This window comes from Pseudomonas baetica, assembly GCF_019733355.1.
In the GTDB taxonomy this organism is placed as follows: Bacteria; Pseudomonadota; Gammaproteobacteria; order Pseudomonadales; family Pseudomonadaceae; genus Aquipseudomonas; species Aquipseudomonas baetica_A.
This window is the reverse complement of sequence record NZ_JAIHLQ010000035.1, coordinates 21,691-46,887: the sequence shown is the minus strand read 5'-3', so window position 1 is coordinate 46,887 and position 25,197 is coordinate 21,691. Positions and strand designations below refer to the sequence as shown.

The window sequence follows — 25,197 nt, the reverse complement described above, 5'->3', positions numbered from 1 at the left end:
GCGAGAGAGCCGCAATGTTGCCGTTAGCCGACCTTTACCGACGAGAACAATAGGGCGCACTCCTGGAAACCGTTCAAATGGTAGCGAGCTAATTAGCAGCCGAGTGGTCAAGTCCCGTAAAACTTCTCGAAATCTGCGCTCACGGCTTTGATTAGATAATCGTTGACCTTGCCATGGTGTCAACGTCGATGCTGTCGCTGCGGGGAAAAGACACCGCTCAGCACGAGGGTAATTCACATGGTCGTCTTAGATGTATCAGGCATTGGTTGCGGCAGCTGCGTCGGCAAAATCACCAGAGCGATCCAGGCACTGGACGACAACGCTACGGTCTCCGTCGATCGATCAACCGGTAAGGTGAGTGTTGAAAGTAGCGAAAACGCTGAACAGCTCCGTAAAGCTGTGGAGGCTGTTGGTTTTCCTTCCAAGATCAGCCATTGAATGGAGACGCCTGCTCCTGAGTAGAGCGTCGTCTGATGGTGAATACCTTTGAATCCGAAAGTACCTGAGCCGCTGTATCGGCCAAAGTTGGCTCGCATGCGCCTATGCTGCTAGTCACCGCGCAGAGCTTTGAGCAAACCCTTGAATGCTCCATTTAGCCGAGTAAAAGCGGCATCGAAACGTATCGCGTTTTCCGTGTATTTCGCGACCTCGACCTGCTGATCGACAGTATTTTGGTCCAAGGCAGGCTGAGCCGGCGTGCTGTAAAGCAAGTCGCGCCCGTATATAGCCACCGCCGATTCTTTCTTAAGAAAATGCTTTGCGTTTGTTGTTTTCAAAGAAAACGCAGTGGTAGCAGGTTCTTTGGTTTGGCTGGCGAGCACAGTAGAAAAATCCAAGTCTTGGGCTTTGAAGTTCGGAGTGTCAGCGTTCGCGATATTGTTACTTAAGATCTCAGCTCTTTGGCCACGATAAACTAACGCTCTTTCTGCGGAGCCTAATGCTTTCTCAAAATTAATACTCACAATTAATCACCCTCGGTGGCATTACTATCTTCTTTGATCATTGAACACCCAGCTGTTGCAGCAGAGCATTCAAGTCTCCTATTAATTTTAATGCAGAGACCTAGAACATCGCCTCCGTGAGAATTAATGGAACCCAAAGCAATGATTACACTTCAATCTTATATTCAATAAAAGTCGCGCAATGCGAAAAGATGGAGACCATACGTATTAAATAGCGTGTACTTCAAGAAAAATATTCCAAACTGACACAACTGTAATATTGGCCTAAGCTTCCTGACAGGGGGTGTCTCTTATAGTCCAACTGAGTCTTTTGCTCACCCCCAAAGAGTCCAATCCATGATGTGATTCAGAGGGGATATTTTCACACATCTGAGGTAGCCCATATGAACACCATCAAAACCTTGTTCGTCGTCGCAGCGCTGACTGTTTCCACTCTGGCCATGGCTGAAGGCGGTGGTGACCGGACTTTCGCACGTATGGAAGTGGCCAGGACGAATTCGATGGAATCGTACCAGGTAGCTCAAACGCAGAGCGCTCAACCGCCTGTCGCTGAAAGCAAAGCCAAAGCGATGGACCATAAAAACTGCTGAACGATCAGGCACGCGGCCAAGCTGACAGAAATGTAATCACGAAGGTGGTTTAGATGTGGCAATTTCTGAGCTCGCTTGCAATGAAAAATTCGTCTTTTTTTCGGTACGCGAAGCTCATCTTGCCAACTCACGGGTTGATTTGAACGGCTCCCTTTTGACTGATTGGAAATAAACGGCATGCATTCCAAAACCTCTAGACGGACATTCGTTAAAGGCCTGGCCGCCGGCGGCATCCTTGGTGGCCTTGGTCTGTGGCGCACTCCTGTATGGGCAGTGACCAGTCCCGGCCTGCCGAGCGTCCTCACCGGCAACGAATTTGATCTGTTTATTGGTGAAACGCCGGTAAACATCACTGGCTCGCCGCGCACAGCCATGACCATCAATGGCTCGTTGCCGGGGCCTTTGCTGCGTTGGCGCGAAGGGGAGACGGTCACTCTGCGCGTGAAGAACCGTCTGGATCAAGACACCTCCATCCACTGGCACGGCATTATTTTGCCTGCCAACATGGATGGCGTACCGGGTTTGAGCTTCCACGGCATCGCGCCCGACGGCATGTACGAATACAAGTTCAAGGTGCATCAAAACGGCACGTACTGGTACCACAGCCATTCTGGGTTGCAAGAGCAGGCAGGTGTTTACGGGCCAATAGTCATCGATTCGAAAGAGCCTGAGCCGTTTCAATACAATCGCGACTATGTGGTGATGCTGACTGACTGGACCGATGAGGATCCTGGGCGCGTCATGGCCAAACTCAAGAAACAATCGGACTACTACAACCACCACAAACGTACCGTGGGCGACTTCATCGACGACGTCAGCAAGCAAGGTTGGTCTGCTGCCGTCGCCGACCGGAAAATGTGGGCCGAAATGAAAATGAACCCAACTGATCTGGCAGACGTCAGCGAGGATACTTACACCTACCTCATGAATGGCCAAGCGCCGAACGGCAACTGGACCGGTATTTTTAAGCCTGGCGAGAAGCTACGCCTGCGCTTTATCAATGGCTCAGCGATGAGCTATTTCGATGTTCGCATTCCTGGTTTGAAAATGACCGTGGTGGCGGCCGACGGCCAATATGTCCAACCAGTCAGTGTCGATGAATTCCGAATCGCCGTGGCAGAAACCTATGATGTGATTGTTGAGCCTGCCACCGAGGAGGCTTACACAATCTTTGCCCAGTCCATGGATAGAACCGGCTATGCGCGGGGGACCTTGGCAGTTCGTGAAGGACTGAAAGCACCGGTACCGGCGATCGATCCGCGTCCGCTGTTGACCATGGATGACATGGGCATGGGCGGTATGGCTGGCATGGACCATGGCAGCATGGCTGGCATGGGCGGCGGCGATATGAAACAGGGTGACATGTCAGGTATGGCTGGCATGGATCACAGCAAGATGCAGGGAATGGACCAAGGTGACATGACCGGGATGACCGGCATGGGCAGTGGTGACATGACCAACATGGCCGGCATGGACCATAGCAAGATGGCAGGTATGGACAAAGGTGACATGTCCAACATGGCCGGCATGGACCACAGCAAGATGGCGGGGATGGACAAAGGCGACATGTCCGACATGGCCGGCATGGACCACAGCCAGATGGCAGGGATGGGCGGTATGGGAGGCGAGATGCAATCTCACCCAGCGTCCGAAACCAACAACCCGTTGGTTGACATGCAGGCCATGAACCCAACGCCAAAACTGAACGATCCAGGTATCGGTTTGCGGAACAACGGTCGACGGGTGCTCACTTACTCAGATCTGAAGAGCACTTTCCAGGACCCTGATGGCCGAGAGCCCAATCGCACCATTGAGCTGCATCTGACCGGTCACATGGAAAAGTTTTCCTGGTCCTTCAACGGCATCAAATTTTCTGATGCTGAGCCCCTTCGTCTCAAGTACGGGGAGCGTCTTCGCATCACCTTGGTAAACGACACCATGATGACGCACCCCATCCACCTTCATGGAATGTGGAGCGACCTTGAAGATGAAAACGGCAAGTTCATGGTACGTAAGCACACAATCGACATGCCACCGGGTACCAAGCGCAGCTATCGAGTAACCGCCGATGCTTTAGGTCGCTGGGCCTATCACTGCCACCTGCTTTTCCATATGGAAATGGGCATGTTCCGTGAAGTACGGGTTGATGAGTAAAGGAGACGATCTGTGAGCACACACCTAAATCGTAAATCGCTGATCGGTTGCCTCTTTGCTTTTGGCCTGATGGGTGGATTCTCCTGCGTAGCATTGGCAGTCGAAGAACGTGGTGATCCTTCACCTGCTACTTCTGCGGATGCGCCGAACAAGACTGCGACCACGTCAAACGAGGCAACGCCGAATCACGCGACGATACCTCATACCAAGATGCGCCATGAGTCGATGGATCATGACCATGAAAACAAGAAGGCGGATTGAGATCATGACCAAGAATTTTTTACGCCCAACGTTGATGGTATTGGCAGTTTCTACGAGTCCTGTCTTCTTTGCCGTGGCTCACGCCGCTGAAGAGATGGATCACTCGAAGATGAACCATGGCTCCATGGGAGCGATGGACCATAGCAACATGGGGGCTATGGACCACAGCAAGATGAAAATGGACGACGGTCAAATGACCGGCATGGAAAGTATGGATGAAGGGACGACGACAACCAGTCGAACCCCTGTCCCCGTACTTACCGATGCTGACCGTGCAGCCGCCTTTCCAGATGTCGCTGGTCATGGTGTCCACGACAAAACAATCAACTCTTTCATGCTGCTGGATAAGTTTGAATACCAGGATGCTGACAACGGTAGTGCGTTGGCTTGGGATGCGAAAGGATGGATCGGCGGTGACATTGATCGACTGTGGTTGCGCTCGGAAGGCGAACGTACCAATGGCGTGACGGAAAGTGCTGAATTATCCGCGCTCTGGGGGCACTCCATCGGACCGTGGTGGGACGTCGTCACCGGTGTACGACAGGATTTCAAACCAGGGTCTCCTCAAACCTGGGCCGCACTCGGCATTCAGGGCATGGCCCTCTACAACTTCGAGGCCGAAGCGACTGCCTACATCGGTGAGAACGGTCAATCGGCTGCTCGACTGGAAGGCGATTACGACATTCTGCTGACGAATCGATTGATCTTGCAGCCGACGGCCGAGGTCAATTTTTATGGGAAGAATGACCCTCAGCGCGGCATCGGGTCCGGATTAGCCAACACCGAAGTGGGGCTCCGATTGCGTTATGAGATTGTCCGCCAATTTGCCCCTTATATCGGGGTGAGTTGGAGCCGTTCCTATGGCAATACGGCAGACTTTGCACGTGAGGAAGGTGAAGATGCCAGCGAGGCACGCTTTGTCGCCGGTATCCGGATGTGGTTCTGAGAACCGGGCATGAAGATTACACTGAAGGCACTGATAGCTGCTGGTCTGGCCACCGTAGCAGCGGCTGCCGGCGTGGTATATTTCGGCGTGATCAATGTCGGGGCGGATGATCCCCACTCTGCCCCTGTCTACGCGCTACTTTCTATTGCTCGGGATCGCTCGATCGAAGTGCGCTCGCGCGACATTCAGGTCCCCGACCTGAGCCAAGAAGCCCTCATCCGTGAAGGTGCTGGCAACTACAACTCGATGTGTGTCGGTTGCCATTTGGCTCCGGGCCTTACAGGCACCGAACTGAGTAACAGCCTTTACCCCGCACCTCCGAACCTTTCAAAACTGGGCGTCGATGGGCACCCAGCCGCAGCTTTTTGGATCATCAAGCACGGCATCAAATCCACCGGCATGCCCGCGTGGGGCAAAAGCATGGCCGATCCGTACATATAGGGGATGGTCGCATTTCTCCAGCAGCTTCCGTCACTTGATACAGAGCAATACAAAGCCCTGATCACGAGTAGCGGTGGCCATCAACACGGTGGTGGCGAAAGCGTGATGCACAACCATGAGGGTCAACATGGAACGACCCAGGGGCAAAGTGGCGCAGGTGCTGCCAACCAAAGGGAGGAAGTCCGCGCTAATGATGACGAGAAAAACACGGCACATGCCCATGGCCCCTCCGCAGCGCCGTCTGCAAAGGAGCCTGCGGACCACGCCGATCATAAGGGTAGGGAAGCTTCAGATGACGCGGCCCCGACTCCAACCGTACAGCCCAAATCACATACACATACTGATGGGAAGGAACATACCCATGCGAAATAATTCTCTTCGTCGCAGACGGGCACTTCGTCTCGCTGCTCTCGTGGCTCTGTTCATCAGTTCAGCCAGTCACGCAGCAGAGCCATTGACGATCGATGTACATCGCGACGCTAATTGCGGATGCTGCAAGAAATGGGTCCAGCACCTTGAAGCCAGCGGCTTTACCGTCGTTGATCACGTGGAAACCAACATGAGCGCGATCAAGCGCGGTCTCGGGATTTCTCCTGAGCTCTCGTCCTGTCACACAGCAACCATCAACGGAAAGTTTGTTGAAGGTCACGTGCCCGCCGAGCAAATCATTGCGATGAGCAAACGTGATGACCTGCTCGGGATTGCCGTTCCAGGCATGCCGGCCGGCTCCCCAGGAATGGAAGTGGACGGGAAACATGACGCGTATAACGTAATCGGCTTGTCAAAGGCAGGCACAGACCACGTCGTTGCTGAATACCCCGAAAACTGATCTTCTAATCTCACTCCTGCATGGTGAAGGTCATGGCCGTGCAGAGGACATAGCTCATTTCGAACGTAAAAAAGGCGCCACTAGGGCGCCTAAACCACCTCCCAAACCAAAGGAAAAACAAGGAGGCGGGATGTATCAGGTGGTCGAGCAATTGTTTACTGCACGTTAGAAACCCTTCGACTGACGGAATGATTTCATAAAATGGATAACTTCAGGCTTTCCTGAAAATTACTTCTACGTCAGCGAGCAGTAAGCTAGTTTCGGACAAAGGAGAATTATGCAGTTCTTAAATAATTTCATTGTCTAGCTTCCATGGGGGCAGTTGTCGGCCATGACCTTATATTCCACGGTGTTAAGCTTGCCCGTAGAGTCTTCATAGGTCATGCGCGAAGGGGCAACCCCACAGGTTTTATTGGCTTGCGTGACACTGACGACCTTGTGGATATCGAGGTTCATACCATATTCATAATGAACAACTTCAGGAGGAGTCTTGCCGTTCCTTGAGGCATATTGCTCCATTGCTTGTTGGTTCTCTTGCATCATTCGACCATACACGCGGTCACCGCCACCTTCAGCCATGGCTAATGAAGATAAGGTCAAAATCGAAGCGGCGCAAAACGCTTTCACTGCTGTCATTGCTTTCATGATTTTCTCCTAAAGCTCAATTTACTGAGTTAAAGAGTAACAAGTGAAAGCTTTCAGAAAGCTGCCGCGAAGGTTACTAATGTGAAAGGTGGACGCTACCCCGCATTTACGCTTTCAAGCCAGATGGGATTTTTGTTAACACCAAAGGTTGGCAGACGCTGACGGAACAAAGATGCCCTCAAAAGCTTATTTGAACCGGTGGTCCCTCCCAATTCCTCGATACGCCGGTAGACCTGAGCAGGGCCTCCGCGTCGACCCCGGTTCTTGCCAGGCTTTCCAGATCCCACTCGAAGAAACTGCAAAAAACCAGGAAAACCTTGCTTGATACCGCTGAGGTCAATCTTACCGTCGAGTAATTCACGGGGAGCTTCATCCTGATGAGTTCAGAGACAGTCCACACCAAAGTTCTTAGACGAAAATGCCATACTGACTCCTGATGAATCTTGATCTGTTGATAAGTAAGAGGGAACCTCTGCTTGCGTAGATCCAGCTCATGAGGTAACGAACCTGGGAGCAGCGATTGCAAATTCCGAATGTTCACTCTCTTCGGATCTTTCGTAACTTTATACAGCTCATCTACGCCCGCTTCGATAAGGGCTGCATAGGCGTCGTCTCTTGAGTCGACGGACTTTTCGACCTTAACTGTAGCTTTTTTAGGGGCATGGAGTTTTGCCATTAACCATGCGTTATCATTTTCTAGAATCCATTGCGTAGGTTTGTACGCCTTCTTCCAGAGGTACTCGATATTGGCATCGGTACGTAGCGCTAAAAGCAACTCGATTTTTTGGCGATATCTAGTTTTTTGACTAAGACGCGATTCTTCGACTTTGGGCGCTCGCGGAGAAACAGCGGCACTCAGCAGAATAGACTCATTCTTCAGAGCCTCTTCAAAGCCATCTGCACTGGAAAACAAATGAAGAGCAATGATCAAATGCCGCGCGAGCGGCATATTTAGCTGACCTTTATCTGATTTGAGCCGGATCCATTGCTCATGCTTTCCGGTGTTGTAGGCTGGATCAATCTGCGCCAAAAGCTCATCGCCGTAAGCGCTTTGGATGCTGTCGAATAGTTTTGCGATACCCGCATTTTTTCCGAAAATGAATCCGCGTTTCTTGCATTGGCGGACGTAGCACGAACTTAATACCGTACTGCCTATCGGAGGGATATTGCGTTGCAGGATATCGTGTGCGAACAGAGCGACTTTCTGTTCCATCTTTGACCCCTTGTGTATTGCTGCGCTGTTTAACGGGCTCCAGCCGCATGCGCATGGCTCAGTCAGATTGGGAAGCAGCTTCAATTTACGGTAGAACGGGCGAGAGCACTCGGGGCAGGCATGGATCAATGCGTCGCCATGACGCCAACAGACGGCAACACCGGGTATCTGGTGAGATCGATGCCAGTAGGCAGAACCCCGCTCAATCAAATCTTCCTGAACGCAGGTAGGACAAAGCTTAGCCTTGCCATGGGTGGACTCTTCTCTGCGGGGCACCCGTACCACCCCGTCATAACCCAGTGGCCCTACGTCGTTCTCTGGCCCCTGCTTAACCCCAAGAAACGGTCGGTAAGCAGGAAAAGTAGTATTGCTTCTGATCAACTCTGCGAGATTGCTCTCCGATTGCCCCGGCAGCCTGTGCGCGAGCCTCTCGATCTGCTTGGGTACGATGCCACCGATGCAAAAGGGTTTCGATGCGAACAAATCGCGATAGGTTTCCGTCGCGGTTCTGTTACCTGACAGATAGTGATATCGGGTGACACGAGAGTAAAGCATTTCATCCGGCATCGAAACGGGGAAAAATAATAGATCAGACATCATTTACCGATTAAAGGTAGGGCTCGAAGAGAATGTGCATCCGGGGGCAGTATATATGCAACCCCTAAAATTCTGCATCCGGTCTGGATTTGAAATGACAAGCCGCTCAACTTTGAATCGTAGTGAATTCATCTAAATCCTGCCGCGCCCGTATTCCTCGAATACAAAACACGTATCGATAAACCCGCGTAGGTCAGCCCATGCCGGTTGCAAAACTATTTCCGTTGATCGCGGGTTAGTACGTTTACATGCTGATCGTGATGATCCAGCGTATGCCGGACCTATTCTGGAGGGGAATTTTTTCATTAACAGAAAAATAATGGGTTTATGGTGAATTGATTTAGAACTTTTTAGATGGAGGGAGAATGCCCAGCTGGATTACAGCATGGGTCGAATGCTCGCGACCCTGTAGAGCGAAGAACGTGATACAGCCTTGCCCTCTGAGAGCAATTGGCGTCTAGCCCATCGCAGACGCCTATCGTGAAAGCCTTCGATTGGTTCACATACTTTTTCGAGCATTGCTGCACACAGAGGAAGCTTGCAAAGCTGCTTTTCGAAGCGAGAAAGAACATGAAGCTCCCGACCTATCCTGGTACGCGAAATGCGGACAGGCTTACCCGCAAGAGCATAAAGCGCGTCGGCACACTGACGGACTTCGCCGGCCAGTCTCGCATCGAGGGCAGCGAACATTTCGGTGCTATTTAGACGAGGCGTACGATGGGGGCTTGGGTTTGCAGTTGACTCCGAAAGCCACTGCTTATCGTGGCGATACAGCCACGCATACCCCCTGCATGCATGTGCTTTGTAAAATCGATAATCAGCCTCGAAAGCCGCGCGTCTTGCGCATAGCTCAGTGTGAAATCGTGCCTCCCTCCAAGCATCTTGCCCGCCGGGTACATTTCTGATGTGACGATAGACATACGCTGATGAAACGCCTAGAACGGCAGCGATCTTTTTGGCATCAGCTCCTTCAAGAGCATGTTGCCACACAGCGGCTGACGAACAGTCCAGGCCTTCACCAGGCATCACCGGAGAAAGGCGCGCGTGAAGCCGAATGTGAGCTTTCGGATCACATGCCACCGCCTCTTTCACTGGGCATTGACCATGAAGCAAGCTCACCATTTCAACGCCCAGAGCACCGGCCAATAAAATGTATTTGAGCGGATGGTGAGAGGTTATAGGCGTACGAAGCAGCTTCGTGACCCATGAGGCGGGTGTACCTGCACGAACATCTCCGAGTATAGAAAACTCCCATTCTCGCGGGAGTGCAGCAAAAAAATCGGCCATGTGCTGCGCCAGCATGTGCAGGTGCAAGCGATGGTTATCAGAAGCAAGGTTGAGCTGCGTTGCCCTGTGTAAAAGCGTGAAGCGCACCGCCTCCGCCGACAAAGCAGTGACGTCAGACTCGAGGACCTGAAGTGAGCGCAACGCTATTTCGTGAAGCGGTGGCATGCACCGCAACGGGGTGTCGAGAAGTACTGTGTGTGCTTGCACATTCTCATCATTGGGCAGATTGAGTTGTCGAGAGCTGCGGCTGGACCAGCGAGGATCAAGGATCCTGAGTGACGTACCGTGATGCGGACATACCAGCACGCCTGGAAGCATGTGGACCCTGTGCCAGTAAGCGACTCCCCGTTGAGCCTGATCTTGTGCGATACATTCTGGGCATAACCGCACTCGGGAGGCGAATCCAATACGGCTCGCGTTGACGCCCAGCTTCAACATCAAGCCTTTCCCATCAGCGGTCATCAGCGTCCGAGCGTGTTCGACCTGGCTCATCCTCAAAAACGGCGCATAGTAGGGTAATAATGTGTGGCGCATGAGGACCTCGGCTACCGATAGCTCAGTACCGCTGGGTAGCGCATCGACAAAATCCCCTAAATGACTCGGGAATGCCACATTTTGCGAAAAAGCTGCCGCCGATTTCAGTCCGGCAAATGCTGCTTGGCAATTACGAACACCGCAAAGACGGGCATAACGAGAAATCACGCTGTGCAGCGTCTCGTCGGGAAACGCGGCGGGGAAGAAATGGAGTTTAAGTTGCACTTCACCCCCCCTCCGACTCACGCTTTGTGATACATCGGTGAGAACTCAAACAGGTCCTCGTTGAGCCAGCCCGCAGCGCGCAGAGCGTCGAGGGGAGCGTCATGTTCGCTAAGCGCTTTAGCCTCTGAGTTTTCCACAGCAGTAGCAATCGGCGATGGGTGATCTTTCGCAAAAATGGTCGGAGATGGGTCTACCGGCTTCTCACGGGATACAACGCTTCGAAGCAAGGTGAGGCGATCCTCTCGTGCCAATCCATCGAAAACCATCATTTCGCTCAGCTGATCCTCAATCGGCAGCAAATCGTCAAACTGTCGCATCCGCTTCGGATCACGGCTACGCAGAGCTGAAAGGGCTGGCTTTAGAATCTGCATTTTTGAGTTGCTTACCTTCACCAGGATCTCGGCAGTCAAACACTCCGAGCCACTCTGGACCGCATAACGCTGACTCAATACCAGCAGCTTGACCAGGAAATCCGTGACGCCTTGAGTGTGCTCATACAGCGTGTCAAAAATCTCGTCGGTCAGCTCAGCCGTCTGTTTGCACCACTGATAGCTCCAGAGATTTTCGACCAACAACCGCCACTCCTCATCATCCTTTTCGAATCGTTTGAATTCGAGCGTACCAGCACCACAAACTCGGCGGGCAGTCCGCATGGCTTCTGAGAACAGGCTAATCGTCGAGTTCGTGCCACTGAAAACCACCGGGATACCGATGTTGTTTACCAAGTGCAGGAAAAAATTCAGCATGCTCTCCTTACCACCGGTTTTCGCCAGGTGGAGGTTTTGCAGCTCGTCGATCAACAAGGCGCCGATGAAAAACGTGCTGGCCACCTGCTCCATCTGTTGCAGCGCATCATTGATGTTTCGATGCCGGTAGCGCTTGTGGTAGTCCTTGTCTCCTAGAGCGTCTCCAACCGCATAAAAAAACTGCTGGCAAAATCCAGCCAGCGATCCATCCCGAGGGCAGTCAAGCTTCAGCCATGTGATTTGGGTATGAACAAACTGCTTTCCCTCATAGCGCTCATGACGGATTGTCTGTGGATAAAGGCTCAAGATGGCGTGGAGTGCCGTTGACTTGCCAATGCCGCTCAGGCCGACGACCGTAAACGTTTCTGCAGTGGACTTGAACGCATCGTGGTAACGCTGAGCTCCCGATAAAGAATGCAAATGCCGGACGGTAGCGGGCGACATCGGGTTACGCCCGACATACCCTCGACGGATGAGCAGTGAGAACAGGGCCTCCAGTTCCAGATGTAGCAAGAACGGCTGTACGACGGTTCTCAGCCTGTCGATACAGTGAATTCGAGTGGCTCCTTCGAGCGTCAGCTCTTTCGGATCCACCGGCTGAGGAAAGTTCGAAATCAGTTCAACAGCCGCCGCCTCCGACAATATCGGAGGCAAAGCTTCGATAAGCGGGTTACCCGCATACTCACTAATGTCCTGTCTGACGTAATTGGCAAACGTCTGTGCACCTTTCATTTTGCCTGTCCTGGCCGAATTCTTTTGAGCAAATCGATAACCTGAGCGGTGCGCTCACCGGCATATGAATCATGCGCTTTCTGTGTCGTTTCAGATTGAAGTGAAGCTGGCTCCACCCTGACGCCTTCAGGAACAACCGCATTTTCACGCTCGCGGAGACGTTCTTCTGCGCGGTTCTCGCGGATGTTTCCAGTGGCCTCTGCCTTAGTAGGCGGAGCAGGTTCCTGTTTTCGTTCTGCGAGCGCGTGACTGATGATCTGGTGGACCTGATCGCTAAGCTGCACACGGCTTTCCAGCTCAGCTCGACGGCGAGTAGGCGGTTTTTGGCGATAGGCTTCGAGCAGATCAAAAATCTCGTCCGAGCGATAATTCGCGTAACCGGCATCCGATCGTCGAAGATCACAACGGATAAACTGCTTGGCCTCTCCTTGAATCCAAATGTGTGCCGCAGAGTTCGGATCGAACCAACACTCTATTGACCAAACGCCCCCTTTGCGAGCCTTGGCAAACCAATCTTTCTCTATGGCCATATCACACACGTAGTGCATGCCGCGAAACATCACTCCGCCCTTTTGAACGGTCGCGCGCTCACGCGGTAAAAGGTGGAGATAAACCAGCTCGTCGGGACGTTTGTTGGATTCGATCAGGTCGTTGTCGCAGGCCCAATTCCATATACCGTTAGGCGTAGGTTCTACGCCGTCATTCATCATCGCTTGAGTCAGTCGGTCAGGCTGTCGATGGTGACGGTTATAGTGGAGCACGCAATTGATGAGGATTTGGGTGAACTCTTTGAGGTTCAGCGTGGCATCGAGCCGGTAATCTCGCTCGCCGCGCTCTTTGTCCCGCGCAGCTACCCCGCCAGGTAGCCACCTGATACCCGTCAAATCATTCAAAATGCCAAACCGACTTTCTACCATAGGCTTCCAATCAGGCCGATAAGGTGGGGCAGTGCCCATCTCAATTCCCAACCCTGAGGATAACCCCTCTGCTGCGAGTGACAGCATCTCTCCCCGGTCGGCGTAAATCTGGTGGGGCAGGTGGTGACAATTCCAATCATCTGCATTGATGTCAACGCCGTTCTGAGCGCAGAACTCGACTTTGGAGGTAAACGCGTTGAACAGCGCTTGTCTCGCCCCATTCCAACTAGGGCCCTCCAATCCTACATAGAGACCAGCAATTATTCCGGAGAAACTATCCACTACGATATAAACAACGGGCCGACCAATGAGCATCCGTCTAGAGTAGCTGTTGACCAAATAAATATCGGCAATCGTTGCGTCGATTTCGAACTGATGACAGGGTCCACGCAGCCAATCTCGAACGGTACCTGAAAGCGGACGGCAATCCTTTAACCACCTCCTCAACCCTTTACGGCCACGCTCGGTTTCAATCTCGTCGAAAAAAATCTGTCCCCAATATTGGAACTGCCTCAAGCTGGGGAGTTCTGAACCAGGCAACAAACGAAGCTCTTCTTCACTGTTTTTAGAGATGTCTCGAACAGAGTAGAATCGTCTCAACATTTCGTCATATGCGCTCGAAATAGATGATTTCTTATCTCTTACATAAAGAGCATATCCAACACGGATGCATCGTTTATCAACTGCACTGAGCATCTTGGAAGGCGAAGTAAGAACGCCTTGAAATTTAGGCTTTCGCCCTGGTGGCCTGCTCGGATCATATTTTCTATCGGCAACACCTACCGCCGTATAATTATTAAGCAATGAGTTGCGAACTTGACCATAAAACCAATATCGGTAAAGAAGCCGATAGATCGTTTTCCGCTGGATTCCGAGCTCTGACGCCCGTCTGCTAACAAGCCGGCCTAACTCACCTCGTACAAATATTTGTCCCGGGTATTCAGGATCTAATAGAGGGGCGATGACGGCCCACTTTTCGTCCCGGCCTTGCTTGGCTCTCTCATCCAACTGTTCCTCAAGCACAAGCATAAACTCGGGCGTGGTGATGGCTGCTGGTTTGGTGTGACCAGACGCTATCGAGCGACGCAGCTCATCCAGACCAACCGCGTACGGCTGCCGGGGTGGGTCAGCTAGATCCATCAAAACTGCTAAGTCATGCGTTTCATCCTGGTAAAGGAGCCTGGCTATCGTAGCAATGACCGACAGATCGGTTACAGGCTCGAAAACGTCATTAACGAGAACAGTCATGATAATTTCTCCTTCAACGATACTTGGACAGGGCCCGGTGAAACTTCGAAGCCAGGAACTAGACCAGTAAGGTGGAGAGGAGTGTTAACCAAATCGATTTTCAGTATCTTGTTCCAAACCAGATGAAAGAAAATTGCTTGAGCGTCTATATAGGAAATGGACAGAAGTGATGCTATTTGTCTTAGACAGGTGGCCAAGGTCCACGAATATTCCCGGCTGTTTACAAGGCACTCGATAAAACTCGAATGCAACGGCGCTTTCATTAAATCACGAGAGAGCTTCGAGTACCTCCTGATTAGTCCAAGATTTTTAATCAAATCTCGTGTAAAAAACTCGTCTGTTACGATTTTCCAATCAACACCTTGGCTTTCCCAAAAACGCTTTTCAATTTCAAGTTTTTCAAGCGTTCTTTTACTTCCATTGCCAATTAAATCGGAACGATACTTCACCGTCCTAGCTACCGATTTGAAGTTTCCGCTCGGGTCCTTAACAGTTAACAGGAAGTCTGTTGTCATCACATAAGGCAGTGTTGTTCTAGGGTATCTTGGATAGCGTACATCGATCGCCGACGCTATCGCTTGCGCACGCTCTGTGGGTAGTAAAGGGTATTGCTCCCGTATATCCACGACGTCTTCAGAAAATTCACACACAAGGAAGTACGAACGCTCGAGATCTGACAGGAGGTGATGAATCCTCTCGATCTTCACGCCTTGAATCTTGTGCGAACGACCTATCGACGGGACATCTTGTACCCGCAGCCAAGGCACGTAGCTTGCCCCGGCGCCTTCGCCAAATCCATTTGCAATGTGCCGTTCAATGTCCTGCTGTGATGCAAACTTACGACCTCGCAACCCACGCCTCCTCAGTCGATGCGGACCGCTTCACCTCGCGCCGAGAAAAAGTCGTAGAAGGACACGACCGGCAAAGCGGCCGTATACAAAACGTTTTCTAGACTACACCCGCTGAAAGTTGAAGCGATGATTCCAGACCAAAGGGAAAGCCTGGAAAGGAAAACCCCCGTAGATACGGGGGTTTGAGCCTTGTGTCAATCTATGTTCGCCAGTGTCAAACTTTATTGTTTTGTGTCAATCTTTATTGTTAAAAACCATGGGTCGAACTCAGCTGTGGATAACTTATTCCACCGTTACCGACTTCGCCAGGTTACGCGGCTGATCCACGTCCGTGCCCTTGAGCACAGCAACGTAGTACGACAGCAGTTGTAGCGGAATGGTGTAGAGGATTGGCGACAGGATGTCGTGGATGTGCGGCATCTGAACCACATGGGTGCCTTCGCCGTTGGTCATCCCGGCTTTTTCGTCGGCGAACACGACGAGTTCGCCGCCACGCGCACGCACTTCCTGCAGGTTGGACTTAAGCTTCTCCAGCAGTTCGTTGTTCGGCGCTACGGTGACCACCGGCATGTCGTTGTCCACCAGCGCGAGCGGGCCGTGTTTCAGCTCTCCGGCTGGATAGGCTTCGGCGTGGATGTAGGAAATCTCCTTGAGTTTCAAGGCGCCTTCCATCGCTACCGGGAATTGCGCACCGCGACCGAGGAACAGGGTGTGGTTCTTCTCGGCGAACAGTTCGGCGACTTTCTCGACCGTGCTGTCCATCGCCAGGGCTTCGCCCAGACGGGTTGGCAGGCGACGCAATTCTTCCACCAGCGTGGCTTCAATGCCTTTGGCCAGCGTGCCGCGCACTTGGCCCAGCGAAAGGGTCAGCAGCAATAGGCCGACCAGTTGCGTGGTGAAGGCTTTGGTCGAGGCGACACCGATTTCGCGCCCGGCCTGGGTCAGCAGGGTCAGGTCGGATTCGCGTACCAGCGAACTGATGCCGACGTTGCATATCGCCAGGCTGGCGAGAAAGCCCAGTTCTTTGGCGTTGCGCAGCGCGGCCAGGGTGTCGGCGGTTTCGCCGGACTGCGAGATCGTGACAAACAAGGTATCTGGCTGCACCACTACTTTGCGGTAGCGGAACTCGCTGGCGACTTCGACCTGGCAAGGGATGCCAGCCAGTTCTTCGAGCCAGTAACGCGCAACCATACCAGCGTGGTAACTGGTGCCGCAGGCCACGATCTGTACATTGCGTACTTTGGCGAACAGTTCGGCCGCTTGCGGGCCGAATGCCTGTACCAGCACTTGATCATTGCTCAGACGACCTTCAAGGGTGCGCTGAACAACGGCCGGCTGCTCGTGGATTTCCTTGAGCATGTAGTGACGGAACTCACCCTTGTCCGCCGCTTCGGCACCGTCGCTGTACTGCACGGTCTGGCGCTCGACGGCGTTGCCGTTCACGTCCCAGATCTGCACGTTATCCCGGCGAATCTCGGCGATATCGCCCTCTTCCAGATACATGAAGCGGTCTGTGACCTGGCGCAACGCCAATTGATCGGAAGCGAGGAAGTTCTCGCCCAGACCCAGACCGATCACCAGTGGGCTGCCGCTGCGGGCGGCGACCAGACAATCCGGTTGCTTGGCATTGATCACTGCCAGACCGTAAGCACCGTGCAGTTCTTTAACAGTGGCTTTGAGGGCCACGGTCAGGTCAGGTTGCTCCTTGAGCTTTTCGCTGAGCAGGTGGGCAATGACTTCAGTGTCGGTGTCCGAAGTAAACACGTAACCCAGCGCTTTCAGTTGTTCACGCAGAGCTTCGTGGTTTTCGATGATGCCGTTGTGCACCACCGCAATGTCACCGGAGAAATGCGGGTGGGCGTTGCGTTCACACGGTGCGCCGTGGGTTGCCCAACGGGTGTGGGCAATTCCGAGACGGCCGATCAGTGGATGCTCGGCCAACGCGGTTTCGAGTTCGCTGACTTTGCCCGGGCGGCGCATGCGCTCCAGGGTTTCGTCGTTGGTGTAGACCGCTACACCTGCGCTGTCATAGCCACGGTATTCGAGGCGCTTGAGGCCTTCGAGCAGGATGGCAGTGATATTACGTTCAGCCACTGCGCCGACAATTCCACACATGCTTATTTCTCCTGACTGACAGCCGCGCAAATCAACGTGATGCCGCGGGCCTGAATCTGATCGCGGGCCTCATGAGGCAGGCGATCATCGGTAATGAGGGTATGGATGCTGCTCCATGGCAGCTCCAGGTTGGGAATCTTGCGGCCGATCTTGTCGGCCTCGACCATCACGATCACTTCGCGCGCGACTTCAGCCATCACCCGGCTCAAACCCAGCAGCTCATTGAACGTGGTGGTGCCGCGCACCAGGTCGATGCCGTCGGCACCAATGAACAACTGATCGAAGTCGTAAGAGCGTAGTACCTGCTCCGCCACCTGGCCCTGAAAGGATTCCGAATGCGGATCCCAAGTGCCGCCGGTCATCAGCAGCACGGGCTCGTGTTCGAGTTCGCTCAGGGCGCTGGCGACGTGCAGCGAGTTGGTCATCACCACCAGACCCGGCTGCTGGCCAAGTTCGGGAATCATAGCGGCGGTGGTGCTGCCACTGTCGATGATGATGCGTGCGTGTTCACGAATTCGTTTTACCGCTGCACGCGCAATCGCCTGCTTGTATTTGGAAACGCTTTGGGCAGTTTCCGCGACCAGTTCTTGGGGCATGGTGATCGCCCCACCGTACCGACGCAGCAACAGACCGTGACTTTCCAGCGCGGCGAGATCCTTGCGAATCGTAACTTCAGAAGTTTCGAAGCGCTTGGCCAGTTCATCCACACTCACTTCGCCCTGCTCGTTGAGCAAGGCCAGTATGTTGTGGCGGCGTTGGGGCGTGTTGCGTTTCGACATGGTGATTTTAAGTTTCGTTTCGAAAGATAACGGAACCAATCAAAACCTATTGCTTAAAGGTCGTCAAGCGGCAGACCGACTTTTTTGAGAACGACACAAACTAAAGTGGGAGCGGGCTTGCTCGCGAATGCGGCGTATCAGTCACTGATTGTGTGCCTGATGCACCGCGTTCGCGAGCAAGCCCGCTCCCACATTGAACAAGATTGTGGATAACTCAGCTTTTCCTGATCTTCTCCGGCCGCTTCCAGCCATCGATGTTCTTCTGCCGCGCACGGCCAACAGCCAACTGCGCGTTATCCACATTTTGAGTAATGGTCGAACCTGCCGCTGTGGTTGCACCGCTGGAGATATCCACAGGTGCGACCAATGAGTTGTTCGAACCAATGAACACATCTTCGCCCAACACGGTTTTCCACTTGTTGGCACCATCGTAGTTACAGGTGATCGTGCCGGCACCGATGTTGGTGCGCGCACCGATTTGGGCGTCGCCCAGGTAGGTCAGATGTCCAGCCTTGGCGCCCTCACCCATGTGGGCATTTTTCAGTTCGACGAAATTACCCACATGGGCGCGGGCCTCCAGCACAGTGCCTGGACGCAAGCGAGCGAATGGGCCGGCATCGCTGCCTTCACCGAGAACCGCGCCTTCGATGTGACTGTTGGCTTTGACGACCACGCCTTTGCGCAGCGTACTGTCCTTGATCACGCAGTTAGGGCCAATCACCACGTCATCTTCAATAACGACGTTGCCTTCGAGAATCACGTTGATATCGATCAGTACGTCGCGACCGACGGTCACCTCGCCGCGCACATCAAAACGTGCGGGGTCACGCAGGGTAACGCCCTGCGCCATCAAGCGGCGACCGGCACGCAACTGGTAATGACGCTCCAGTTCGGACAGTTGCTTGCGGTCGTTGGCGCCCTGCACTTCCATCGGATCGTGCGGCTGTTCAGTGGCCACCACCAGACCGTCGTTGACCGCCATTTCGATCACATCTGTCAGGTAGTACTCGCCCTGCGCGTTGTTGTTCGACAGGCGGCTCATCCAGTCGGCCAGACGATTGGCTGGCACGGCGAGTATGCCGGTGTTGCCTTCAGTGATTGCACGTTGGGCTTCACTGGCATCTTTGTGCTCGACGATGGCGGCGACTTTGCCATCGGCGTCGCGCACGATGCGGCCATAGCCCGTCGGATCGTCCAGCTCGACGGTCAGTAAACCCATCTGGCCTGGAACGACGTGCTTAAGCAGGCGTTGCAAGGTCTCGACTTCAATCAGCGGAACATCACCGTAAAGAATCAACACGGTGTCGGCAGTAATGAACGGCACTGCCTGGGCGGTCGCATGGCCGGTGCCCAGTTGCTTGTCCTGCAGCACGAAATTCAGATCATCAGCGGCCAGACGTTCACGCACAGCGTCTGCACCGTGGCCGATGACAACATGGATGCGTTGTGGATCAAGTTGCCGGGCACTGTGGATAACATGGCCCAACATGGAATTTCCGGCAATCGGGTGCAAGACCTTCGGCAACGCCGAACGCATACGAGTGCCTTGACCGGCCGCGAGGATAACAATTTCGAGAGACATGACTGGCTACCAATCCTGGGTGGTCAGCAACTGCGACCGGGTTGTAAAAATCGGAAAAGAAAAAAGGGTAGCCGAGGCTACCCTTTTTTATCAATCACACAACAAGTGGCTGACGGATTAACCGCCAAACTTCTTGCGGATCTGCTGGACGGTGCGCAGCTGAGCTGCAGCCTCGGCCAGACGTGTGGCAGCGGCGCCGTAGTCGAAGTCCGCGCCTTTTTCGTTCAGGGCATTCTCGGCAGCCTTGAGAGCTGCTTGAGCCTGAGCTTCATCCAGGTCGGCAGCACGTTGCACAGTGTCGGCAAGCACCTTGACCATGTTCGGCTGAACCTCGAGGAAACCACCGGAGATGTAAAACACCTCGGCTTCCCCGCCTTGCTTGATCAGGCGGATTGGACCCGGCTTGAGATTAGTGATCAGCGGCGCGTGACCCAGAGCGATACCAAGATCACCCAGTGCACCGTGCGCAATCACCATCTCGACCAGGCCGGAAAAGATTTCCCCTTCCGCGCTGACGATATCGCAATGGACTGTCATAGCCATCTGATTGCCTCAACCTAAATTAGCGCCCGTTGCCGGGCGCCGGGATTACAGTTTCTTGGCTTTTTCGATCGCTTCTTCGATGCCGCCAACCATGTAGAACGCTTGTTCTGGCAGGTGGTCGTAGTCACCGTTGAGGATGCCTTTGAAGCCAGCAATGGTGTCTTTCAGGGAAACGTATTTACCCGAAGCACCGGTGAAGACTTCAGCCACGAAGAACGGCTGCGACAAGAAGCGCTGGATCTTACGAGCACGGTTAACCAACTGTTTGTCGGCTTCCGACAGCTCGTCCATACCCAGGATCGCGATGATGTCTTTCAGCTCTTTGTAACGTTGCAGAACATACTGAACGCCGCGAGCGGTGTCGTAGTGTTCCTGACCGATTACGTTCGGGTCCAGCTGGCGCGAAGTCGAATCCAGTGGATCTACCGCTGGGTAGATACCCAGGGATGCGATGTCACGGGACAGAACGACGGTGGCGTCCAAGTGGGCAAAGGTGGTCGCTGGCGACGGGTCGGTCAAGTCATCCGCAGGTACGTATACCGCTTGGATCGAAGTGATCGAACCTTCCTTGGTCGAAGTGATACGTTCTTGCAGAACGCCCATCTCTTCAGCCAGAGTCGGCTGGTAACCTACTGCCGAAGGCATACGGCCCAGCAGTGCGGATACTTCAGTACCGGCCAGGGTGTAACGATAGATGTTGTCGACGAACAGCAGAACGTCGTTACCTTCGTCACGGAACTTCTCGGCCATGGTCAGGCCAGTCAGTGCTACGCGCAGACGGTTACCCGGCGGCTCGTTCATCTGACCGTAAACCAGTGCCACTTTGTCCAGAACGTTGGAGTCCTTCATCTCGTGGTAGAAGTCGTTACCCTCACGAGTACGCTCACCCACACCGGCGAACACGGAATAACCGCTGTGCTCGATGGCGATGTTACGGATCAGTTCCATCATGTTTACGGTTTTGCCTACACCGGCACCACCGAACAGACCGACTTTACCGCCTTTGGCAAACGGGCAAACCAGGTCGATGACCTTGATGCCGGTTTCCAGCAGGTCGTTGCCGCCTGCCTGTTCAGCGAACGAAGGCGCTGGACGGTGAATGCCCCAACGCTCTTCGGTGTCGATCGGGCCAGCTTCGTCGATCGGGTTACCGAGCACGTCCATGATCCGGCCCAGGGTCGCTTTACCGACCGGTACGGAAATGGCTGCGCCAGAGTCGGTAACTTCCAGACCGCGCTTCAAGCCCTCGGTGGAACCCATCGCAATGGTACGAACCACGCCGTCGCCCAGCTGCTGCTGAACTTCCAGAGTGGTTCCGGCCGCGCTTTGAACTGTCAGCGCGTTGTAGATGCTCGGTACGCTGTCGCGTGGAAATTCCACGTCGATAACGGCGCCGATGATTTGAACGATACGTCCGCTACTCATAGCTGGATCCTCTGAATATTTGAACCGTTAAACCGCGGCAGCGCCGCCGACGATTTCCGAGATCTCTTGGGTGATCGCAGCCTGACGCGCCTTGTTGTAGATCAGCTGCAAATCGCTGATCAAATCACCGGCGTTGTCGGTAGCGTTCTTCATCGCGATCATCCGCGCAGCTTGTTCAGCCGCGTTGTTCTCGACCACCGCCTGGTAGACCTGCGACTCAACGTAGCGGACCATCAAGCCGTCAAGCAGCTCTTTGGCATCCGGTTCGTAGAGATAGTCCCAGTGGTGCTTGAGATCCTGATCCGGGGTAGCCACCAGTGGAATCAACTGCTCCACGGTAGGCTGTTGCGTCATGGTGTTGATGAACTTGTTGGACACCACGGACAGGCGATCAATACGGCCGTCCAGGTAGGCATCCAGCATCACCTTGACGCTGCCGATCAGATCATTGATCGACGGCTCTTCACCCAGGTGGCTGATAGCTGCAACGACGTTACCGCCGAAGTTGCGGAAAAAGGCCGCACCCTTGCTACCAACAACACACAGATCAATCTCGACGCCGTTTTCGCGGTTTACCGCCATGTCCTTGACCAGGGCCTTGAACAGGTTGGTGTTCAAGCCACCGCACAAACCACGGTCACTGCTCACTACGACATAACCGACACGCTTGATTTCGCGGTCGATCATGAACGGGTGGCGGTATTCCGGGTTGGCGTTGGCCAGATGCCCAATTACCTGGCGGATACGCTCCGCATAAGGACGGCTAGCAGCCATGCGCATTTGTGCCTTGCGCATTTTACTGACCGCCACTTTTTCCATGGCGCTGGTAATCTTTTGCGTGCTTTTGATGCTCGCAATCTTACTGCGAATCTCTTTTGCGCCTGCCATGTAACACCTATCAGGTTAGCAAGCGGGAGCCTCGCGGCTCCCGCTGCGGCTTACCAGGTTTGGGTGGCCTTGAACTTCTCGATACCGGCTTTCATGCCAGCGTCGATTTCGTCATTGAAGTCACCTTTAACGTTGATCTTGGCCATCAAATCGGCGTGATCGCGGTTGAAGAAAGCAATCAGCGCTTGTTCGAAGCTGCCGATCTTGGCGATTTCAATGTCAGTCAGGAACCCACGCTCAGCGGCATACAGCGACAGCGCCATGTCAGCGATCGACATTGGTGCGTATTGCTTCTGCTTCATCAGCTCGGTAACGCGCTGACCATGCTCAAGTTGCTTACGGGTCGCTTCGTCCAGGTCAGAAGCGAACTGGGCGAATGCCGCCAGTTCACGGTACTGAGCCAGAGCGGTACGGATACCACCGGACAGCTTCTTGATGATCTTGGTCTGAGCGGCACCACCCACACGGGATACCGAAACACCGGCGTTCACTGCAGGGCGGATGCCCGAGTTGAACATGGCCGATTCCAGGAAGATCTGACCGTCGGTGATGGAAATCACGTTGGTCGGAACGAACGCGGAAACGTCGCCAGCCTGGGTTTCGATGATCGGCAGTGCGGTCAGGGAACCGGTTTTGCCGGTCACTGCGCCGTTGGTGAACTTCTCTACGTATTCTTCCGAAACGCGGGATGCGCGCTCCAGCAGACGGGAGTGGAGATAGAACACGTCGCCTGGGTAAGCTTCACGGCCTGGTGGACGGCGCAGCAGCAGGGAAATCTGGCGGTAAGCCACTGCTTGCTTGGACAGATCGTCATAAACGATCAGCGCGTCTTCACCGCGGTCGCGGAAGAATTCACCCATGGTGCAACCGGAGTACGGTGCCAGGAATTGCAGCGCAGGAGATTCCGAAGCACTGGCAGCCACGATGATCGTGTTGGCCAGGGCGCCGTTTTCTTCCAGCTTGCGAACCACGTTGGCGATGGTCGATTGTTTCTGACCGATAGCAACGTAGACGCAGAAAATGCCGCTGTTTTTCTGGTTGATGATCGCGTCGATCGCCAGAGCGGTTTTACCGATCTGACGGTCACCAATGATCAGCTCACGCTGGCCACGGCCGACAGGGATCATGGCATCGACAGCCTTGTAGCCAGTCTGTACAGGCTGGTCTACCGACTTACGCCAGATCACGCCTGGAGCAACTTTCTCGACCGCGTCGGTCTCGGTGTTGCCCAGTGGACCTTTGCCGTCAACAGGGTTACCCAGTGCGTCGACTACGCGACCCAGCAGTTCCTTACCCACCGGAACTTCGAGGATGCGGCCTGTGCACTTGGCGCTCATGCCTTCAGCCAGAGACTGGTAAGCACCCAAAACAACGGCACCTACGGAGTCTTGCTCCAGGTTGAGGGCCATACCGTAGACGCCGCCCGGAAACTCGATCATCTCGCCGTACATGACGTCGGCCAGACCGTGAATCCGCACGATGCCGTCAGATACGCTGACGACAGTGCCTTCGTTACGGGCTTGGGAGGTCACATCGAGGTTGTCGATGCGGCCCTTGATAATTTCACTTATTTCGGAAGGATTGAGTTGCTGCATTGCTCTGCTGCCCCTTCAAACTCAAGATTTCAATGCTTCGGCAAGTTTCGCGATTTTGCCGCGAATCGAGCCATCGATAACCAGGTCGCCGGCGCGGATAACGACACCACCTATAAGGGCAGCATCCTCCGCAACTTGCAGGCGCACTTCCCGGTTGAGTCGTGCACTGAGAACCTTGGCGAGTTTGTCTTGCTGTTCTTGGTTCAATGCAAAAGCACTGGTTACTTCCACGTCTACCGATTTCTCTTGTTCAGCCTTGTACAGGTCGAAAAGAGCGGCGATCTCCGGCAGAAGCAGGAGACGGTCGTTTTCGGCAACGACGTTGATGAAGTTCTGTGCCTTCACATCAAACTTGTCGCCGCACACGTCAATGAACGTGGCGGCCTTTTCTGCGCTCGTCAGTCGCGGGGCCTTGAGCACGCGCTGCATGGTGTCGTCTTGTGACACCGCTGCAGCCAGGCCGAGCATGGCTGACCAATTGGCCAGTTGCTGGTGGGCCTGAGCGTGCTCGAAGGCCGCCTTAGCGTAAGGTCGGGCCAACGTGGTCAGTTCTGCCATGATCGCCCTCGCTTAGATTTCAGCAGCCAGTTGGTTAACCAGCTCTGCGTGCGCGTTTTGATCGATTGTGGCACCCAGGATCTTCTCGGCGCCGCCGACAGCCAGCATGCCCACTTGGGCGCGCAGCTTGTCTTTGACACTGTTCAGTTCCTGTTCGATCTCGGCTTGAGCCTGAACCTTCACACGGTCAGCATCGACACGGGCCTTTTCAACGGCCTCTTCGACAATCTGGTTACCGCGTTTCTTGGCTTGCTCGATGATTTCAGCTGCCTGAGCTTTCGCTTCGCGCAGTTGCTGACCCGCTTTTTCTTGGGCCAACTCCAGGTCGCGAGCTGCTCGGCTGGCAGCGTCCAGGCCATCAGCGATCTTCTTTTGACGTTCGTGCAGTGCCGTAATGACCGGAGGCCATACAAACTTCATGCAGAACAGTACAAAAATCAGGAACGCAACGGACTGGCCAATCAGGGTCGCATTAATGTTCACGCCAACACCTCGCAGTTACGTTGTCCATCACATCAAATTACTCGGAAGAAT

The 25,197-nt window shown here is 53.9% G+C and carries 22 protein-coding genes and 1 pseudogene; 7 read left to right on the top strand and 16 right to left on the bottom strand.

Annotated elements, in window-relative coordinates; translation table 11 throughout:
* Positions 1 to 237: 237 nt before the first annotated feature.
* Positions 238 to 438 (top strand): heavy-metal-associated domain-containing protein, encoded by a 201-nt coding sequence (locus K5E40_RS26030; RefSeq protein WP_019816893.1) that lies wholly within the window; start codon positions 238 to 240, stop codon positions 436 to 438.
* 110 nt (positions 439 to 548) lie between these two features.
* Here the strand turns inward: K5E40_RS26030 and flgB are convergent, their stop codons facing one another.
* A complete protein-coding gene (gene flgB, locus K5E40_RS26025; protein WP_019816894.1) occupies positions 549 to 962 on the bottom strand; it encodes a flagellar basal body rod protein FlgB in 414 nt (137 codons plus the stop codon).
* Positions 963 to 1,345: 383 nt separating this feature from the next.
* On the opposite strand from flgB, the gene K5E40_RS26020 reads away from it, so the two are divergent.
* From K5E40_RS26020 to K5E40_RS25995, 6 genes and pseudogenes are all read left to right on the top strand, one after another.
* Positions 1,346 to 1,552: a co-regulatory protein PtrA N-terminal domain-containing protein gene (locus tag K5E40_RS26020; RefSeq protein ID WP_019816895.1), complete on the top strand. Its 207-nt coding sequence runs from the start codon at positions 1,346 to 1,348 to the stop codon at positions 1,550 to 1,552.
* Between the two features lie 177 nt (positions 1,553 to 1,729).
* On the top strand, positions 1,730 to 3,706 hold the full coding sequence (locus K5E40_RS26015) for a copper resistance system multicopper oxidase (protein WP_019816896.1): 1,977 nt from the start codon (positions 1,730 to 1,732) through the stop codon (positions 3,704 to 3,706).
* Positions 3,707 to 3,718: 12 nt separating this feature from the next.
* Positions 3,719 to 3,967, top strand: a complete 249-nt coding sequence (locus K5E40_RS26010) for a hypothetical protein (RefSeq protein ID WP_131670796.1) — start codon at positions 3,719 to 3,721, stop codon at positions 3,965 to 3,967.
* Positions 3,939 to 4,913, top strand: coding sequence for a copper resistance protein B (locus K5E40_RS26005; protein WP_019816897.1), 975 nt, complete (start codon positions 3,939 to 3,941; stop codon positions 4,911 to 4,913). Before K5E40_RS26010 ends, K5E40_RS26005 begins: the two co-directional genes overlap by 29 nt.
* A 9-nt stretch (positions 4,914 to 4,922) precedes the next feature.
* Positions 4,923 to 5,726, top strand: a pseudogene (locus K5E40_RS26000) (c-type cytochrome).
* The gene (locus K5E40_RS25995; protein ID WP_032872163.1) at positions 5,716 to 6,183 is read left to right on the top strand and encodes a DUF411 domain-containing protein; all 468 of its coding nucleotides are present in this window, start codon (positions 5,716 to 5,718) and stop codon (positions 6,181 to 6,183) included. Before K5E40_RS26000 ends, K5E40_RS25995 begins: the two are co-directional and overlap by 11 nt.
* Positions 6,184 to 6,486: 303 nt before the next feature.
* On the opposite strand, the gene K5E40_RS25990 is transcribed toward K5E40_RS25995, so the two are convergent.
* The 15 genes from K5E40_RS25990 to K5E40_RS25920 all read right to left on the bottom strand — a co-directional run bounded on the left by K5E40_RS25990 (position 6,487) and on the right by K5E40_RS25920 (position 25,146).
* Positions 6,487 to 6,819 carry a DUF2790 domain-containing protein gene (locus K5E40_RS25990; RefSeq protein WP_032872197.1) on the bottom strand — a complete coding sequence of 111 codons (333 nt, stop codon included), beginning with the start codon at positions 6,817 to 6,819 and terminating at the stop codon, positions 6,487 to 6,489.
* A 187-nt stretch (positions 6,820 to 7,006) separates the two neighbouring features.
* Positions 7,007 to 8,638 (bottom strand): TniQ family protein, encoded by a 1,632-nt coding sequence (locus K5E40_RS25985; RefSeq protein WP_225568932.1) that lies wholly within the window; start codon positions 8,636 to 8,638, stop codon positions 7,007 to 7,009.
* 378 nt (positions 8,639 to 9,016) lie between these two features.
* On the bottom strand, positions 9,017 to 10,684 hold the full coding sequence (locus tag K5E40_RS25980; RefSeq protein ID WP_082060923.1) for a TnsD family Tn7-like transposition protein: 1,668 nt from the start codon (positions 10,682 to 10,684) through the stop codon (positions 9,017 to 9,019).
* Between the two features lie 17 nt (positions 10,685 to 10,701).
* Entirely contained in the window at positions 10,702 to 12,162 is a 1,461-nt protein-coding gene (locus K5E40_RS25975; protein WP_019816907.1) for an ATP-binding protein, read from the bottom strand.
* Entirely contained in the window at positions 12,159 to 14,327 is a 2,169-nt protein-coding gene (locus tag K5E40_RS25970) for a Mu transposase C-terminal domain-containing protein (RefSeq protein WP_045061251.1), read from the bottom strand. The genes K5E40_RS25975 and K5E40_RS25970 overlap by 4 nt, the downstream gene beginning before the upstream one ends.
* A complete protein-coding gene (locus tag K5E40_RS25965; protein WP_221733268.1) occupies positions 14,324 to 15,178 on the bottom strand; it encodes a TnsA endonuclease N-terminal domain-containing protein in 855 nt (284 codons plus the stop codon). The genes K5E40_RS25970 and K5E40_RS25965 overlap by 4 nt, the downstream gene beginning before the upstream one ends.
* Positions 15,179 to 15,460: 282 nt before the next feature.
* A complete protein-coding gene (glmS, locus tag K5E40_RS25960) occupies positions 15,461 to 17,293 on the bottom strand; it encodes a glutamine--fructose-6-phosphate transaminase (isomerizing) (RefSeq protein WP_221733267.1) in 1,833 nt (610 codons plus the stop codon).
* Positions 17,294 to 17,295: 2 nt separating this feature from the next.
* On the bottom strand, positions 17,296 to 18,072 hold the full coding sequence (locus tag K5E40_RS25955) for a DeoR/GlpR family DNA-binding transcription regulator (protein WP_221733266.1): 777 nt from the start codon (positions 18,070 to 18,072) through the stop codon (positions 17,296 to 17,298).
* 214 nt (positions 18,073 to 18,286) lie between these two features.
* Positions 18,287 to 19,654, bottom strand: coding sequence for a bifunctional UDP-N-acetylglucosamine diphosphorylase/glucosamine-1-phosphate N-acetyltransferase GlmU (gene glmU / locus K5E40_RS25950; RefSeq protein ID WP_221733265.1), 1,368 nt, complete (start codon positions 19,652 to 19,654; stop codon positions 18,287 to 18,289).
* 117 nt (positions 19,655 to 19,771) lie between these two features.
* Positions 19,772 to 20,197, bottom strand: a complete 426-nt coding sequence (locus K5E40_RS25945; RefSeq protein ID WP_016772407.1) for a F0F1 ATP synthase subunit epsilon — start codon at positions 20,195 to 20,197, stop codon at positions 19,772 to 19,774.
* Positions 20,198 to 20,242: 45 nt separating this feature from the next.
* On the bottom strand, positions 20,243 to 21,622 hold the full coding sequence (gene atpD, locus K5E40_RS25940) for a F0F1 ATP synthase subunit beta (protein ID WP_221733264.1): 1,380 nt from the start codon (positions 21,620 to 21,622) through the stop codon (positions 20,243 to 20,245).
* Positions 21,623 to 21,649: 27 nt separating this feature from the next.
* Entirely contained in the window at positions 21,650 to 22,510 is an 861-nt protein-coding gene (gene atpG, locus K5E40_RS25935; protein WP_007911960.1) for a F0F1 ATP synthase subunit gamma, read from the bottom strand.
* Positions 22,511 to 22,560: 50 nt separating this feature from the next.
* Positions 22,561 to 24,105 carry a F0F1 ATP synthase subunit alpha gene (gene atpA, locus K5E40_RS25930; protein ID WP_221733263.1) on the bottom strand — a complete coding sequence of 515 codons (1,545 nt, stop codon included), beginning with the start codon at positions 24,103 to 24,105 and terminating at the stop codon, positions 22,561 to 22,563.
* 21 nt (positions 24,106 to 24,126) lie between these two features.
* A complete protein-coding gene (locus K5E40_RS25925; protein WP_221733262.1) occupies positions 24,127 to 24,663 on the bottom strand; it encodes a F0F1 ATP synthase subunit delta in 537 nt (178 codons plus the stop codon).
* A gap of 12 nt (positions 24,664 to 24,675) precedes the next feature.
* Positions 24,676 to 25,146: a F0F1 ATP synthase subunit B gene (locus K5E40_RS25920; RefSeq protein ID WP_221733261.1), complete on the bottom strand. Its 471-nt coding sequence runs from the start codon at positions 25,144 to 25,146 to the stop codon at positions 24,676 to 24,678.
* Positions 25,147 to 25,197 lie beyond the last annotated feature (51 nt).

What these genes read in the sequence shown, in the direction of transcription:
- K5E40_RS25925 (WP_221733262.1), bottom strand. Translation starts at nt 24,663, where the DNA reads ATGGCAGAACTGACCACGTTGGCCCGACCTTACGCTAAGGCGGCCTTC.
- K5E40_RS25985 (WP_225568932.1), bottom strand. Translation starts at nt 8,638, where the DNA reads ATGTCTGATCTATTATTTTTCCCCGTTTCGATGCCGGATGAAATGCTT.
- K5E40_RS25970 (WP_045061251.1), bottom strand. Translation starts at nt 14,327, where the DNA reads ATGACTGTTCTCGTTAATGACGTTTTCGAGCCTGTAACCGATCTGTCG.
- K5E40_RS25945 (WP_016772407.1), bottom strand. Translation starts at nt 20,197, where the DNA reads ATGGCTATGACAGTCCATTGCGATATCGTCAGCGCGGAAGGGGAAATC.
- K5E40_RS26030 (WP_019816893.1), top strand. Translation starts at nt 238, where the DNA reads ATGGTCGTCTTAGATGTATCAGGCATTGGTTGCGGCAGCTGCGTCGGC.
- K5E40_RS25955 (WP_221733266.1), bottom strand. Translation starts at nt 18,072, where the DNA reads ATGTCGAAACGCAACACGCCCCAACGCCGCCACAACATACTGGCCTTG.
- K5E40_RS26015 (WP_019816896.1), top strand. Translation starts at nt 1,730, where the DNA reads ATGCATTCCAAAACCTCTAGACGGACATTCGTTAAAGGCCTGGCCGCC.
- atpG (WP_007911960.1), bottom strand. Translation starts at nt 22,510, where the DNA reads ATGGCAGGCGCAAAAGAGATTCGCAGTAAGATTGCGAGCATCAAAAGC.
- atpD (WP_221733264.1), bottom strand. Translation starts at nt 21,622, where the DNA reads ATGAGTAGCGGACGTATCGTTCAAATCATCGGCGCCGTTATCGACGTG.
- K5E40_RS26005 (WP_019816897.1), top strand. Translation starts at nt 3,939, where the DNA reads ATGACCATGAAAACAAGAAGGCGGATTGAGATCATGACCAAGAATTTT.
- K5E40_RS25995 (WP_032872163.1), top strand. Translation starts at nt 5,716, where the DNA reads ATGCGAAATAATTCTCTTCGTCGCAGACGGGCACTTCGTCTCGCTGCT.
- K5E40_RS25975 (WP_019816907.1), bottom strand. Translation starts at nt 12,162, where the DNA reads ATGAAAGGTGCACAGACGTTTGCCAATTACGTCAGACAGGACATTAGT.
- K5E40_RS25990 (WP_032872197.1), bottom strand. Translation starts at nt 6,819, where the DNA reads ATGACAGCAGTGAAAGCGTTTTGCGCCGCTTCGATTTTGACCTTATCT.
- atpA (WP_221733263.1), bottom strand. Translation starts at nt 24,105, where the DNA reads ATGCAGCAACTCAATCCTTCCGAAATAAGTGAAATTATCAAGGGCCGC.
- K5E40_RS26020 (WP_019816895.1), top strand. Translation starts at nt 1,346, where the DNA reads ATGAACACCATCAAAACCTTGTTCGTCGTCGCAGCGCTGACTGTTTCC.
- glmS (WP_221733267.1), bottom strand. Translation starts at nt 17,293, where the DNA reads ATGTGTGGAATTGTCGGCGCAGTGGCTGAACGTAATATCACTGCCATC.
- glmU (WP_221733265.1), bottom strand. Translation starts at nt 19,654, where the DNA reads ATGTCTCTCGAAATTGTTATCCTCGCGGCCGGTCAAGGCACTCGTATG.